10 protein-coding genes, 1 tRNA gene and 1 pseudogene are annotated in these 13,062 nt (G+C 38.6%); 1 reads left to right on the top strand and 11 read right to left on the bottom strand.

From position 1 onward, the window contains the following. The 11 genes and pseudogenes from Q0039_RS00605 to Q0039_RS00655 form a co-directional block, all read right to left on the bottom strand. Positions 1–1,962, bottom strand: a pseudogene (locus Q0039_RS00605) (hypothetical protein); the annotation flags it as partial. Positions 1,963–2,294: 332 nt separating this feature from the next. Then, positions 2,295–2,368, bottom strand: a tRNA-Pro gene (locus tag Q0039_RS00610). 44 nt (positions 2,369–2,412) lie between these two features. Continuing rightward, positions 2,413–3,543: a methionine aminotransferase gene (locus tag Q0039_RS00615; RefSeq protein WP_297507455.1), complete on the bottom strand. Its 1,131-nt coding sequence runs from the start codon at positions 3,541–3,543 to the stop codon at positions 2,413–2,415. Positions 3,544–3,631: 88 nt separating this feature from the next. Then, a complete protein-coding gene (locus Q0039_RS00620; protein WP_297507458.1) occupies positions 3,632–4,318 on the bottom strand; it encodes a hypothetical protein in 687 nt (228 codons plus the stop codon). Positions 4,319–4,468: 150 nt separating this feature from the next. After that, positions 4,469–6,595 carry a methylmalonyl-CoA mutase gene (scpA, locus tag Q0039_RS00625; RefSeq protein WP_297507461.1) on the bottom strand — a complete coding sequence of 709 codons (2,127 nt, stop codon included), beginning with the start codon at positions 6,593–6,595 and terminating at the stop codon, positions 4,469–4,471. Positions 6,596–6,597: 2 nt separating this feature from the next. Continuing rightward, positions 6,598–7,962, bottom strand: coding sequence for a methylmalonyl-CoA mutase subunit beta (locus Q0039_RS00630; RefSeq protein WP_297507465.1), 1,365 nt, complete (start codon positions 7,960–7,962; stop codon positions 6,598–6,600). Between the two features lie 92 nt (positions 7,963–8,054). Further along, positions 8,055–8,405 (bottom strand): septum formation initiator family protein, encoded by a 351-nt coding sequence (locus Q0039_RS00635; RefSeq protein ID WP_297507468.1) that lies wholly within the window; start codon positions 8,403–8,405, stop codon positions 8,055–8,057. 2 nt (positions 8,406–8,407) lie between these two features. Continuing rightward, on the bottom strand, positions 8,408–9,016 hold the full coding sequence (udk, locus tag Q0039_RS00640) for a uridine kinase (RefSeq protein WP_297507471.1): 609 nt from the start codon (positions 9,014–9,016) through the stop codon (positions 8,408–8,410). Between the two features lie 93 nt (positions 9,017–9,109). Continuing rightward, positions 9,110–9,874, bottom strand: a complete 765-nt coding sequence (locus Q0039_RS00645; protein WP_297507473.1) for a TIGR02757 family protein — start codon at positions 9,872–9,874, stop codon at positions 9,110–9,112. After that, on the bottom strand, positions 9,852–11,561 hold the full coding sequence (locus Q0039_RS00650) for a hypothetical protein (RefSeq protein ID WP_297507476.1): 1,710 nt from the start codon (positions 11,559–11,561) through the stop codon (positions 9,852–9,854). Before Q0039_RS00650 ends, Q0039_RS00645 begins: the two co-directional genes overlap by 23 nt. 2 nt (positions 11,562–11,563) lie before the next feature. Next, positions 11,564–12,220: an ABC transporter ATP-binding protein gene (locus Q0039_RS00655; protein ID WP_297507479.1), complete on the bottom strand. Its 657-nt coding sequence runs from the start codon at positions 12,218–12,220 to the stop codon at positions 11,564–11,566. A 148-nt stretch (positions 12,221–12,368) separates the two neighbouring features. Here Q0039_RS00655 and folE point away from each other — a divergent pair, with 148 nt between their 5' ends. After that, positions 12,369–13,040: a GTP cyclohydrolase I FolE gene (gene folE, locus Q0039_RS00660; protein ID WP_297507481.1), complete on the top strand. Its 672-nt coding sequence runs from the start codon at positions 12,369–12,371 to the stop codon at positions 13,038–13,040. The last annotated feature ends 22 nt before the right edge of the window (positions 13,041–13,062 follow it).

Below are 13,062 nucleotides of genomic sequence, written 5' to 3' on the forward strand. Positions count from 1 at the left end.
CAATGCGGGCGTCCAAGTTCCAGTGATTCCTTCGTTGGAGGTTGTAGGCAATGCAGTTAAAGTTGTTCCTGCGCAAATTGGCGCAATGGAATTAAAGGAAGGGGTTGTGGCTGGATTTACCGTAATGGTCTGACTTGCAGTTGTAGCACATTGCCCGGCATTTGGCGTAAAGGTGTAGGTTGTGGTTGTTGTATTGTTCAATGCGGGCGTCCAAGTTCCAGTGATTCCTTCGTTGGAGGTTGTAGGCAATGCAGTTAAAGTTGCACCTGCGCAAATTGGCGCAATGAAATTAAAGGAAGGGGTTGTGGCTGGATTTACCGTAATGGTTTGACTTGCAGTTGTAGCACATTGCCCGGCATTTGGCGTAAAGGTGTAGGTAGTAGTTGCCGTGTTGTTTAATGCGGGCGTCCAAGTTCCAATGATTCCCTCGTTGGAAGTTGTAGGAAATGCAGTTAAGGTTGCTCCCGCGCAAATTGGCGTAATGGAATTAAAGGAAGGGGTTATGGCTGGATTTACCGTAATGGTCTGACTTGCAGTTGTGGCACATTGCCCGGCATTTGGCGTAAAGGTATAGGTGGTAGTTGCCGTGTTGTTCAATGCGGGCGTCCAAGTTCCAGTGATTCCTTCGTTGGAAGTTGTAGGTAATGCAGCCAAGTTTGCACCAATACAGATTGGGTCAATCGCTGTAAATGTAGGTGCGACTTGCGAATTTACAGTTACTGTAATTGTTTTTGTTTCGATACAACCTGCACTGTCAGTTATTGTAACTGTATAGATACCACTCGCTAATGAAGTAACATTGGATAAAGTGGGCGAACTGATTGAGCTACTAAAATTATTAGGCCCTGTCCATGACCAAGAAACCCCTTGATCGACATTAAGTTGAAGGGTTTCGCCTTCGCAAAGTGGACTATTTGATGAAATAATTGGATTTAAATTACAATTGGAACAATTTACAGATGCACCTTCAATTTCAATGTAAAAGGGAGAAACTGCAGCTCCTGTTCCGTCAACAAGAAAATAATACAACTGACCGGGCGTTAAACCACTTAAATTTAATTGATTATTTTTATTTGAACCATTTAAATATTGCGGACTATTGTAGGTGTCATTAATTAGATTAGACGGACATCCACCTACAAGAACTTGATTGTCTGAGGAAGTACATGGATTTCCATCACTTCCTGCATCAAGTCCTAAAATTTGTAAATTATTAGTAATCCCTGAAATAGTAATTTTTACATTGGGTGATGCAGCTCTAAATTTAAACCATGCAGAATTATTTTGGGCTGCATTCCATGAACACGAAGTTGTACTTGGATTATACATATCTCCCGGTTGATTTGTAAAACCATTATTAGAAGCTACAATTATTTCAGATATTCCTAAACAATAGGGGGTTTGACAGTTATCATAACTATTCAAAGAGGTGTAATCTAAAACTGTAAATGGATTTCTAAATACTAACTCTACTTTATTAAATTGAGCACCTGAAGCAAATGAAGTCTCGTTAAATTGAACAGTCCATGTGCCATTCGGATCAAATCCATTAAAAGCACTTAAATCATCTTGAGTTCGGTAGTATCCTATATCAAAAGGCTCTGCTGTAGCACCATGTTCAAAAGGTCTTCGTAGAAAAATATTATAACGAAATTTTCCATTGATTCTATTGATATTAGCATTTGGTAATCCACCTGTAGCAACCAATTGAATAGATACAGTTCCTTTTGTTAAGGTAATTGAATAAGTATTAAAATTTCGTGTTGTTGTAGACTCTCCAAGATCTAAATTAATCTGGGCGAGTTCAAAAAAACCTGATTGTAGTGTTGGTAAGCCACTTACTGAGATGGTTTTTGTCAAACTACCATTCCAACTACCCGTTGGGCTTATGGTTGTATTGGTGAATGTTTGTGACCAAAGCGAATATTGAAACAATAATAAGATCCAGATTTTTTTGTTCATTATATTTACTTTTTTTGTGAATTTAGGAATCATTCCTAGTTGAAACAAAATTACCATAAATTACAATAGATTACATAAAATATAGTTTTTTGAATATCAGTAAATTACTACTCGAAAAAGATTTTTATCTTTTTAATAAAACCCGCAGTTCCGCTTTAGGTTTTAATGTATTTAAAACTGGATTATTTCATGATCCAGAGAAGGGATAAGTTGCTCGAATCAAAACCCGCAGCTACGCCGCAGTTTTTTTATTTTTAAACCTTCGCTACAAAGTAAACTTTGCGCTAGATTTAAAAATAAAAAAAACCGGACAATATCCGGTTTTTCTTCGGTCGGGATGACTGGATTCGAACCAGCGACCCCTAGCACCCCATGCTAGTACGCTACCAGGCTGCGCTACATCCCGATTTTTGCGTTGCAAATATAGACTTATTTTTTATTTATTAAATACTAAATCCGACGTAATCTTTCTACTGCTTGTTCTAAGGTTTGATTGTCCTTAGCAAAACAAAACCGAATACATTGATTTTGAATGTTATCCTTGTAAAAAGGAGAGAGCGGAACGGAAGCCACGCCAAATTCGGTAACCAACCTTCGGGTAAAATCCAAATCGTTTTCGGAGCTAATTGATGCATACGAAACCAATTGAAAGTAGGTACCCTCACAGGGTAATAAATCAAATCGGGTTCCCACCATTAAGTGCCTAAAATAATCGCGCTTCTCTTGATAAAAAGTGCCCAATTGTTGTATTTCAACACTATCCATGTATTCGTTAAGTGCTGCTTGAGCAACAGTATTTACACTAAATACTAAAAATTGATGTACTTTTTTAATTTCGGACAGTAAAGGCGCAGCAGCAATTAGATAACCTACTTTCCAACCTGTGATATGAAAGGATTTGCCAAAAGATGAAACCGTAATGATACGATCCCATAAATTCGGGAAATGATGAACCGAAATATGCGCTTGCTCAAAAGTGATATATTCATATACTTCATCAGATAATACCAACAATTGAGGATGCAAATTTAGTAACCGTTCCAATTCCAAGAAGTCGCTTTTTTGCCATATGCGTCCTGAAGGATTATGTGGATTATTAATAATTAGCATGCGGGTATTTGCTGTAACGGTATTTTCTATCCGTTCCCAATCGGGCGTAAAGTCGGATCGCATTGCTATTCGTACAGGCTTGGCTTGGCACAATACAATAGGCGTTTCATAACAGTCGTAACTCGGGTCCAGAATAATGACTTCTGCTCCTGAAGGAACTAAAGCTTGTATTGTGGCAAAAATTCCTTCAGTTGCCCCTGCTGTTATCAAGACCTCTGTCGTTGGGTTAACGATACGTCCATATGATTCTTTTGTGAGTCGTGCCAATCGTTCCAATAGCGGTGGATAGCCGCTCATAGGAGCATATTGGTGTTGATCAGATTGTGCCCAACGGGAAAGGCAATCTCGTAATCGAAGGTCTACAGCAAAATTTGGAAAACCTTGCGACAGGTTGATGGCTTGGTGCTCAACAGCCAATTGCGACATTACCGAAAAAATACTTGTCCCTACTTGAGGAAGTTTGGATTGCATACCCAGCGTGTTTCTTACAAATTTAGAAATAAATTCAATGCTGATTTACCATAAGTATATAAAAAAAGCACCCTAAAGGTGCCTTGATTTATAGTGTACTTAAAAACGCTGTGAGTAGTAATAAATCATTTTCGTCATTAAAAGAAATTTTCTTTTCTTTTAAAAATTGTTCGATTTGACTCGCTTTTTCTGGAAATAATGTCAACAATTCTTTTTTCTTGCGAGGCATTTGCAAAATTCCAAGTGAAGTCGATAAAAAATAAACTGGATCTTCTTTCGTTAGTGAAGCAGGTTTGTCAGTTTGGTAACTCGTTGATGCTAATACAGGTTGGTTGTATCTGATTTTATCTTTACGAAACAACAAGTGTTTTGCTTTCAAATCGGAAGATAGTACCAACAAATATCCTTTAGTGGTTTCACTATTTTCTTGATAATAAACATGGCGGTAGCGGCGGTTGTCAATCGTAACATCGCAACTATCGGTTTTTACAATATAATACAGTTCATTATCTTTTTTAAATTCAATTTCATCCTTATAAGCATTGTATCGTAAGGGTGGTACGATTTCTTTAAGGCATTCGATTTTTGCGGGCATAAAGGCATCAATAATATACATTGATCCTTGCACATCATTGGCATCCATTTGTGGTGTTTTGAAATAATAACCCGTCGATGTGGCATTATTTGTAGAAGTATAGGGCTGATTTGTTTGAGCTATAATTGCTGTATTTACAAAAGCAGCTATTAAAAGGGAAAGGACAAAAGATTTTTTCATTTCGTTAAATATTTCCGCAAATATACTAATCCCATTATAACAATTTTCTAAAAGTTTCAAAGGATAGGTTTTCATTAGTTAAAAAAGAATCCGATTCAATAATTCGACTTATTCGCAGAAAGGGCAAACACTAGTAATAATTATCTATACCTAGTCTTCTAATAAAACTTCTAAAATTTTAATGGCAGCATCGCTAATTTTTGTACCAGGGCCAAATACGGCTACAGCTCCAGCATCAAATAAAAATTGGTAGTCTTGTGCGGGTATCACACCACCGACTATTACCATAATGTCTTCGCGTCCATACTTTTTCAGTTCATCAATTACTTGAGGAACCAATGTTTTATGTCCAGCTGCAAGGGATGAAACCCCCAATATATGCACATCATTTTCTACAGCTTGTTTTGCGGCCTCTGCAGGTGTTTGAAATAAGGGCCCGATATCTACATCAAATCCAACATCGGCATATCCAGTTGCGACTACCTTAGCCCCTCGGTCGTGACCATCTTGTCCCATTTTTGCAATCATAATCCGCGGACGCCGTCCTTCTTTTTTTGCAAAAGCATCGGCTAATTCTTGCGCCTTTGTAAAACTCGAATCGTTTTTTATTTCTTTACTATACACGCCACTAAAACTTCTAATTTGTGCTTTATACCGTCCAAAAACAAGCTCTAAAGCATCACTGATTTCTCCTAAAGTAGCACGTAATCGCGCTGCTTTTACGGCTAAAGATAGTAAATTTTCACCACCATTTTTTGCCGCTTCGGTCAAATTTAACAATGCTTCTTTAACAGCTACATTGTCACGATTAGCCTTAATTTGCGCTAACCGTTCAATTTGTTGACGACGCACGGTTTGGTTGTCAACCTCCAAAATATGTAAAGGATCTTCTTTTTCTAGACGGTATTTGTTTACTCCTATTATCACATCCTGACCACTATCAATTCGCGCTTGCTTTCGGGCAGCTGCCTCTTCAATGCGTAACTTTGGAATCCCGGCTTCAATTGCTTTGGTCATTCCTCCTAGAGATTCCACTTCTTCAATTAATGCCCAAGCTTTTTGTGCAATTTCAGCGGTTAATTTTTCTACATAATAACTACCCGCCCATGGATCTACGGTTTTGCAAATCTTCGTTTCTTCTTGTAAATAAATTTGGGTGTTACGAGCAATACGCGCAGAAAAATCGGTTGGCAAAGCAATTGCTTCATCTAATGCATTGGTATGTAAGGATTGCGTTCCTCCAAAGGCAGCCGCAGCGGCTTCAATAGTTGTACGTGCCACATTATTAAATGGATCTTGCTCTGTTAAACTCCAACCCGAAGTTTGACAATGCGTGCGTAAAGCCAAGGATTTTTCATCTTTTGGGTTAAATTGCTGAACTAACTTTGCCCACAACATTCGTCCCGCCCGCATTTTAGCAATTTCCATAAAATGATTCATTCCAATCGCCCAGAAAAATGACAATCGCGGTGCAAATTGATCAATATCCATCCCTGCTGCAATTCCTGTTCGAATATACTCTAAACCATCCGCCAGGGTATAGGCCAACTCGATATCGGCGGTAGCACCGGCTTCCTGCATATGGTAACCTGAGATTGAAATCGAATTGAATTTAGGCATGTTTTTACTGGAGTATTCAAAAATATCCGCAATAATTTTCATTGATGGTGTAGGAGGATAGATATAGGTATTGCGAACCATAAATTCCTTCAAAATATCGTTCTGTATGGTACCCGATAGTAAATGAGGTGGTACTCCTTGTTCTTCAGCGGCAACAATATAAAATGCCATGATGGGTAAAACGGCACCATTCATCGTCATCGAAACCGACATTTCATTCAGAGGAATCTGATCAAACAAAATTTTCATATCCTCAACCGAGTCGATGGCCACACCGGCTTTTCCAACATCGCCTACTACACGTTCGTGATCTGAGTCATACCCGCGGTGAGTAGCCAAGTCAAAGGCAACCGATAATCCTTTCTGTCCCGCAGCAAGGTTTCGACGGTAAAAGGCATTACTTTCTTCGGCCGTCGAGAATCCGGCATATTGACGAATCGTCCAGGGTCGGCGTACATACATCGTGGCGTAAGGTCCACGTAAATTAGGTGCAAATCCAGCCCCAAAATCAAGGTGTTCCAATCCTTCAATAGCAGCTGCTTCATAAGATGATTGGATTTCAATACCTTCAGCTGTAGTAAAGGTGCTGATGGAATCATTTGTTCTTGAATTCGATTTAGTAGGGGCTAACTCGAGTTGTTGTATATTTTTTCTCATCACTATTCTTCTGAAGCTAAACGTTCTTGTTCAATTTTTTCTGCCAAACGTTTTTCAATAATTGGGACAATTAAGGTTTTTCGTGGATTTTGTTTCACGAAAGGATATAATTCCAAATCGTCTTTCATCCGGTCGTTTTTATTCGGATATTTATTCGTGCCTAGTAAAATCTCCTTTCCATTATCAAAAGCAGCTTGTTCTTTCTGAGCACTTTCATTAATTTTTCGTTGAATTGTCCCCTCTATCAATTGCGTGATTAAGCCACCGTTGGCTTCTATATCTTTAAATAAAACGAGCGCTTTTTCAGCCATTTGTTGGGTTAGCGTTTCAATATAATATGCACCATCAGCAGGATTGTGAACCGTGTCAAAATAACTTTCATGCTTTAAAATCAACAACTGATTACGCGCAATTCGATCGCCAAATTCGTTGTCTTTATGATACAAAGCATCATACGGTAAATTGGTTATAAAATCAGCACCACCCAATACCGCACTCATACATTCTGTAGTGGTACGCAACATGTTCACATTGTAATCATACAAGGTTTTGTTACGACGACTAGGTATGGCAATAATTGTAATATTAGGATTGAATTGGTATTCGTTAGCTAATGTTTCAAACAACCAACGCATGGCGCGTAGTTTGGCAATTTCAAAGAAGTAATTTGAACCCACCGCAACTTCTATAGTAATTGGAATCGTATGCGGATTTATCCGGTTAAAGTATTCGTTAGCATGGGCTAGAGTATAGGCCAATTGCTGTATTATGTTGGCTCCCGCATTTTGATACAGACTACTATTAATTGCTAGATAAGGAACGTCAACCGTTTGCGAAAGCCTATTTAGTTTTTCAATATCAGATTCAAGATTTTCAAACCAATTTCCGTCTTTACACAACTGACCAATAGGATCAACTTGTAGGATAAAACGCGCTTGATTTTGTGCAGCATACGCGTTGATTTGGTCAATATAATCGGTAGCAAAGAAGGGTAGGTGAAAAAAATAGGTCGTTCCACCCAACGGCAATCCGGCCATTAAAGCCGTTATGTTAATTTGCTCGTTTTCAAGCGTAAAACGAATAGCCTCGGCACCGCGATTGAGTGCATCAAGGGCACGTGCATTGGATTTGGCCACATCGTGAACAAATATAGCTTGGGTAATATGAAACCCATCTGTTTTGGATGAATAACCAAGAGATGTTCCTGTTTCGTCTCGATGATAAAACGGCTTTACTTTAATACCTTCAGGACTTTCCCAAACCAAGGTGTCGTTGTAATCGGCACCTTTGAGTTCGAACTGAATCTGTTGTTTCCATTGCTTTGAGTGTAGGGCTTTAAAGTTGGAAAAAAGGTTGTTTTGACTCACGAATTCCTATGTTTAAATTTGTATTCTAATTTTTAATTTGGCCCTTAGGGCTACGGAATATTTAAAAACAGTGAAAGCGGACTAAAAATGGATTATTGTTCTGCTTCCGCACTATCTTTTCGACGTTCTTCTTCGTACTCAATGATGTAGATATCTTCGCTGTCGCGCTTCATGTAATATTTTTCACGCCCATACCGTTCAATATGACCGGGGTAATTCATTTCTTTAATGCTTTTTTCGTCTTTAGTAATTTCCTGTTGGTAATATTCTCTATTGGCTTCCAATTCGTTTATTTCGCTATCGAGAATACGGTGATCAAAAAAAGAATAGTTATCCAAAAACAGCAACCATACACAGAAGAAAATCAAAACCAAAGTATAACGGCTCCCTAAGATTTTTAGGAAAGGATAATCCGAAATAAGGTTTTGATACCAAGTTCTCATGGTTAAGCAATTCGTTGGTTAATCACAGCACGAACCACATCAATAGCTACTGTATTGTATTTGTCATTCGGAATAATAATATCGGCAAATGCTTTGGTGGGTTCTATAAACTGTTGGTGCATGGGTTTTAACGTCGATTGGTAGCGGTTTAAAACTTCTTCCATATCGCGACCACGTTCAGAAATATCCCGTTTTAACCTCCGAATTAAACGCTCGTCTGAATCAGCGTGAACAAAAACTTTTACATCAAATAGATCGCGTAAATCGGGACTATTAAAGATTAAAATTCCCTCCACGAGCATCACTTTCCGCGGATGTGTAATGATGGTGTCATCGGTACGGTTATGGGTTACAAATGAATAGACAGGCTGTTCAATGGTTTTACCTTCTTTTAAGTCTTTTAAATGCTGTACCAATAAATCGAAGTCAATCGCACGCGGATGATCAAAATTAATCATACAACGTTCTTCAAAACTCAAATGGGGATTGTGTTTGTAATAGGAATCTTGCGAAAGGATACCCACCTCCGTTTGGGGAAGTTCGTTCATAATTTGGTGTACGACTGTAGTTTTTCCGGAACCGGTTCCGCCTGCAATTCCAATTATCAGCATAGGTGCGCTTTTCTTGTAGATTTCAAAAACAAAAGTAACAATTTTAGTTCGAATGCAACGCTTCGAAAACCAATAAAAGTTATCGCATTTCCATTAAAACCCCTCAAACACGCCCAACCCAAATAGTGCAAAATCATACTTTACAGGGTCGTGGGGGGCCAATGCTCGTAGGGCAGTGTCCAATTCCAGAAGTGCTTTGGCATCGTTTTGTTTACGCAAAAGTAGTCCCAATTTACGTGCTACATTTCCAGAATGTACGTCAAGTGGGCAGGATAGGGCACCCATAGGAATGTCGTTCCATAGACCAAGGTCGACCCCTTTTTTATCCTGCCGTACCATCCAACGCAGGTACATATTAATCCGTTTGGCTGCGGAATTATTTAAGGGATCTGATACATGTTTTTGGGAACGTTCCTTGTGTTCGATTGCAAAAAAAAGTTTTTTAAACGTACTAATAGCCGGTTGCATAGTGTTGGTTTCCTGGTATTTTGTAAACACAGCTTCGAGTCCGCCGTGCTCCCTATAAATATGGCGTAAACCCATTATAAAAGTTCGTAAATCAGTCGAATTAAACGTGCGGTGTACAAATCCGTCCAATGATTCCAAATGGTGGTTCTGATGCGACATCACAAAGTCATAAGGTGAATCTCCCAGGAGTTGCATGATCCTATGGGCCGACTTAATAATCATTTTTCGATTGCCCCATGCGATGATGGCCGTTAGAAATCCTGCAATTTCAATATCTTCTTTTTGGGTAAACAGATGCGGAATTTGAATTGGATCCGATTCGATAAAGTCGGGTCGATTATACAATTCTACTTTTTCGTTTAAAAAATCACGGAGTTCGTTGCTTGTCATCGGTAAGGTGTTTGGAATAGAATCCGTCTTTGATATGTGCAGTCCGTTGTTGTGGAATCAAATGGAAATAGGTTTTGAAATAGTTGATTTGGTCTTTGTTAACTGTAGGTAAGGGGCCGTTGAATGTACCCCAGAAAAAAGTGGAGTTCTTCGGACTAAAGTACTCAAGATTTCCTTCGTGTTTTTTTTCAAATTCGAGCGAGTATTTTGAATTGGCATGGGGGAAAACAATATTTTCCGATTGGAACTGACTGAGTTCCATCATAAATTTATAATTGGAAAATCGATTTAAATTGACGGGCAAAAAGACAATTAAAAGTATAGGAATGCTGCTTAAAATTAGAAGCGAATAAACCGTTCTGCGTTGATAAATCAAAACACTTACCCAAAGACATCCCAAAAAAAGTATCCCATTGAGAAAGAAACGGTATTGGGGCGAGGTGGCAAAAAGAAGCACCATTTGAATCACCAAAATAAAGTAAATAACACGGAAGGCATTTTCTTTAATTTTAAAAATCAAAAAAGGAGTAGCAAAAAGGATAACAACCCCCATTATGTTAAACAATCCATTCAATTTTGGCAGTTGAAGCCATCGAACAAACAAGTCCCATTTGGAATAGGAATCATAGTCTGCTGTGGTCAAGAAATAGCCATATTTTTTTAATTCTTCGTAATAAAAATGCTCAATTTCAACGGGTAACGAATAGTCAAAATAGGCACCAGAAAACAGTTTGGATGGAAAAACAGGGACTCCACAAATGATTAAATTTTTAACAACAAAAAGTCCTAAAGTAAGCGTACACAAGAGGAATACCTTTGGGAAAACTTGTTTTAGCGATTGATAATGGACAATAAACCAATAGATTGGGAGTAATGCCAAAGTCATCGCCGTATTTTTAATAAACAAAGTAAACAATACGAGCAGTGTGAGCTGTACAAAAGTTGCACGACTCGGATTAGAATATTCTTCGATAAACAAATAAAATATTACAAACGTAAGCACATAAACGACAATGTCGGGTGAAGGTGCACTAATGAATTGAAATAGTAAAATTCCGGTAATTGGAAACAACCCAACCACCAATGCATGACGTTTTTTGGTAGTAAAATAGTGGTTGATTTGTTGCGTGGCAAAGCCAATCCCATAGAGTAAAAACAATCCACTTAAATCGTTATAGCGGTCATATAGAAAGGAAAAATTCAACGCGCTTTGGGTTATATGCCAACCGCTCAGTTGCCCCAAAAAAAAGTGCAAATTAATCAGCCCTTTAACCATACCATAGGCATTAAGCCATTTGATGTTTTGGATGTAATACGATTCGTTGTCAATAACATAAGGAGCAGCTGCGCATTGCGCTAAAATTAATAACGCCATTCCAAACAGGTATAGTTTTAAAAACAACGGCAAGGAAATAAATCGTTTTTTGGTTGCGTGTAAATCATCGATCCAGTCCGATTTATACCAACCCATAAAAAATAGATTGGTGAGGAATAGCACGGCGTGAAACTCCCAATGTATGCGGCCGAAAATCGACCACACAGCCGCAAAAAAAGTGACCAATGCAAAGCCTGTAGTAGTTTGAACTATGGGTAGTTTGGTCGATAAGCGAAGGATTTGGTTTCCTGCAATTCCCCAAAGGTGGATTGTCCAAGCAATATATAGCCAAGATAACAGGATGAGTACCATTGTTAAGCGATTTTACCGTCGATCATCACCAATTTTCGGTCGGCTTTATTGGCCAATTCTTCATTATGGGTAACAATAACAAATGTTTGCCCATATTCATCCCGTAATTTGAAAAACAATTGGTGTAAATTTTCTGCCGCTGCCGTATCGAGATTTCCTGAAGGTTCGTCGGCAAAAATTACGGCTGGGTTATTGATTAGTGCCCGTGCAACCGCTACGCGCTGCTGCTCGCCCCCCGATAACTCAGAAGGTTTATGATGCAATCGTTCGCTCAAACCCAAATACGTGAGGTGCTGTTTAGCTATTGTTTCGGCTTCTGTTTTTGATTTGCCTGCAATAAAAGCAGGAATACAAACATTTTCCAAGGCAGTAAATTCAGGTAAGAGTTGATGAAATTGAAAAATAAAACCCAGTTTTTGGTTGCGAAACAATGACAACTTATGATCGTTTAAATCCAAAACATTAACTCCATCAATTTGTAATGCAGTAGTTCCTTTATCGACGCGATCCAGCGTGCCTAATAGTTGAAGTAGCGTTGTTTTGCCTGCCCCTGAAGCGCCAACAATAGCAACAATTTCACCCTTTTGGATGTCCAAATCTACTCCTTTTAAAACATGAAGCTGGTCGTAATGTTTTTGAATGTTTTTGGCCGTTATCATAGGTCGCATTTTTTACAAAGAAACAAAGAAAAACGGGAAAATTGCAAGTTTGAAATGGCAAACTTCATTTATGTACAGCTATTAAATATTCGTTAAAAACCACTTTTTGTTTAATTGTTATGTATATTTGTTAAACAAAAATACAATTATGAGCACCGTCACAGAAAAACAACTTTTTGAAATCCTTGGTGATGACCACCAAATGACCGCTGCCGACACTCCTTTACGTCCGGATGCCTTTGCCAAAACGGATGCCGAAAAGATGACGGTAATTGAACACCATTTTGAACAAATTATGGAGGCTTTGGGTTTAGACCTTACTGACGATAGTCTTCGCGGTACACCCCATCGGGTGGCTAAAATGTTTGTAAAAGAAATTTTTTCTGGGTTACACCCCGATAATAAGCCGAAAATCTCTGTTTTTGATAACTCGTACCATTATGACAAAATGTTGGTAGAGGCCAATATCAATTTCAATTCTACATGTGAGCATCATTTTTTGCCCATAATTGGGAAAGCCCACATTGGTTATGTTTCCAATGGAAAAGTAATCGGTTTATCCAAACTCAACCGTATTGTTGACTATTTCGCCCGCCGTCCACAAGTGCAAGAGCGCATGGTAATGCAAGTATTTAATGAACTAAAAGAGGTGTTAGATACCGACGATGTCATGGTCGTTATGGAAGCAAAGCATTTGTGCGTTTCAAGTCGCGGAATCAAAGACGAAACTAGTTTTACTTCGACTTTACAGTATGGTGGTATTTTTGAGAAAAAAGAGTACCGAGATGATTTCTTTCGCTTATTAGGCGAGTGTAAATAGTTTCTATACAATCATTGACCGC

The organism is Flavobacterium sp. (assembly GCF_027484945.1).
GTDB lineage: Bacteria > Bacteroidota > Bacteroidia > Flavobacteriales > Flavobacteriaceae > Flavobacterium.

Bases quoted from the DNA above. Each gene is read 5' to 3' on its own strand.
- Q0039_RS00650 (WP_297507476.1), bottom strand. From the start codon at position 11,561: ATGGTACTCATCCTGTTATCTTGGCTATATATTGCTTGGACAATCCAC.
- folE (WP_297507481.1), top strand. From the start codon at position 12,369: ATGAGCACCGTCACAGAAAAACAACTTTTTGAAATCCTTGGTGATGAC.
- udk (WP_297507471.1), bottom strand. From the start codon at position 9,016: ATGCTGATAATTGGAATTGCAGGCGGAACCGGTTCCGGAAAAACTACA.
- Q0039_RS00655 (WP_297507479.1), bottom strand. From the start codon at position 12,220: ATGATAACGGCCAAAAACATTCAAAAACATTACGACCAGCTTCATGTT.
- Q0039_RS00620 (WP_297507458.1), bottom strand. From the start codon at position 4,318: ATGAAAAAATCTTTTGTCCTTTCCCTTTTAATAGCTGCTTTTGTAAAT.
- Q0039_RS00635 (WP_297507468.1), bottom strand. From the start codon at position 8,405: ATGAGAACTTGGTATCAAAACCTTATTTCGGATTATCCTTTCCTAAAA.
- scpA (WP_297507461.1), bottom strand. From the start codon at position 6,595: ATGAGAAAAAATATACAACAACTCGAGTTAGCCCCTACTAAATCGAAT.
- Q0039_RS00615 (WP_297507455.1), bottom strand. From the start codon at position 3,543: ATGCAATCCAAACTTCCTCAAGTAGGGACAAGTATTTTTTCGGTAATG.
- Q0039_RS00645 (WP_297507473.1), bottom strand. From the start codon at position 9,874: ATGACAAGCAACGAACTCCGTGATTTTTTAAACGAAAAAGTAGAATTG.